Consider the following 1,973-nt stretch of genomic DNA (forward strand, 5'->3'; position numbering starts at 1 on the left):
CAGAAGATGTCATTGTGCCTCCAGAGGCGGTTATTGAGTTGGCAGATTTATGGTTGCAAATACAAGCAACAACAGATGATGAAGAAATAAAAGAACTTATGAAAGAAGTGACAAAAATTCATAGAGAAAACTTGTGGATGATAGGAACTGTAGGAGAAGACATAGCACCTACGATAGTAAAAAATAATTTTAAGAATGTTCCTAAAGAACTGGTTTCAGATGCGGTATTCTTTACTCCGCTGAACGGAATGCCGATGCAATTCTTTATTGACCAATAACATAACTTCCTTCCTCCTTCACAGGGAGGAAGGAATCTTCTCTAAAAAATATTAAATAAGTAACATATATTAATGATCACTAAATAGGCAACTTTATTATTTAGCAACAGAACATAAAAATACAGGATGTGAAATTTTGAAAATCTCAATTATAGGAGCTGGAAGTGTTAGATTTCCCCTCCAGTTAATAGGAGACATTGCACAAAATAAAGGTTTATCTGGTTCCAAACTTTGTTTGATGGATGTGAATGAAACACGTCTAAATGCAACTTACATTTTAGCAAATAAATATTGTCTAGAATTGAATTCAAATCTCAAGATTGAAAAAACTATGAGCTTAGATGAAGCTATAGAAGCTGCAGACTTCATAATAAATACTGCTTATCCTTATCCAGAAGACCTAGAAGATGGATACCAACGATGGGAAATAATTACTGAAATCGGAGAAAAGCATGGCTACTATAGAGGTATTGATTCACAAGAATTTAACATGGTTTCAACTTACTCATATCTCATTTGTTCTTATCCCGATATTAAACTCGCACTAGACATAGCTAATAAAATGAAAGAACTAGCCCCAAAGGCTTGGTTGATGCAAACAGCTAATCCTGTTTTTGAAATAACCCAAATTGTAAAAGATAAAACTCAAATCAATATCGTTGGTTTTTGTCATGGCTCTTCTGGAGTTAACGAAATCTTTAGGGAACTAAATCTCGATGTAAACCAGGTTGAATGGCAAGTAGCAGGAGTTAATCACGGTATATGGCTAAATAAATTTGATTACAATGGACAAAACGCTTATGAGTTATTAGACAAATGGGTAAAAGACAAATCACATACTTGGGAACCACAAGATCCTTGGGATGTACAGCTATCGCCAGCTGCAATAGACATGTATAAATTTTATGGAATGATGCCTATTGGAGATACTGTTAGAAATGGTAGTTGGAAATATAATTATGATTTAGTAACAAAGAAAAGATGGTATGGAAAATTTGGAGGAATTGATAACGAAGTAGAAAGGCCTAAGTTTCACCAATCACTGAGAAGTGCTCGAAGAAGAATGATCGAATTATCTAAGACTATAGAAAAAGATCCTTCCATAAAACTAACGGAAGTTTGGCCAGAAGTTTTTAAAAAAGGTGAAATGAGTGGAGAACAACATATTCCTTTTATAAATGCTCTGATAAATGATAAGCAGACAAGATTAATACTCAATGTGGAAAATAAAGACATAATTAAAGGGATCCCAAAAGATATTGTTGTTGAAGTTCCTGTAATCGTAGATAAACAAGGTCTTCATCCTCAAACTTTGAATCCCAATCTAAATAGTAGAATAGCGGAGTATTTTTTGGTTCCAAAAATAATGAGAATGAAAATGGCCCTTGAAGCATACATTACCGGGGATTTAATGATTCTTGAAGAATTTTTAGTGCGAGATCCTAGAACTAAATCTCATAAGCAAATTAAAGATGTTCTAGATGAAATAATGAATCTTTCATTCAATCAAGAAATAAAAGATCACTTCAAGTATTAAAAAATTTTTGGAAAATGAATACCAAATTGACCATAATTATTAAGATATCCAACTTATGATATCCAACCTCGAAATTTAGAAAAAAGATTCTTTATTGATACACCAATTTCACGGGAGGTGGTATTATGAAAAGTAAGAAAGTGGTAATTTATTTATTG

1 protein-coding gene and 1 pseudogene are annotated in these 1,973 nt (G+C 32.7%); both read left to right on the forward strand.

Translation table 11 applies throughout. The features are described from left to right. A pseudogene (locus PKN74_RS08320) lies at positions 1–278 on the forward strand (ABC transporter substrate-binding protein); the annotation flags it as partial. A 136-nt stretch (positions 279–414) separates the two neighbouring features. Beyond that, positions 415–1,815 (forward strand): alpha-glucosidase AglA, encoded by a 1,401-nt coding sequence (gene aglA, locus PKN74_RS08325; RefSeq protein WP_472310377.1) that lies wholly within the window; start codon positions 415–417, stop codon positions 1,813–1,815. Positions 1,816–1,973 lie beyond the last annotated feature (158 nt).

This window comes from Defluviitoga sp. (assembly GCF_035349255.1).
In the GTDB taxonomy this organism is placed as follows: Bacteria; Thermotogota; Thermotogae; order Petrotogales; family Petrotogaceae; genus Defluviitoga.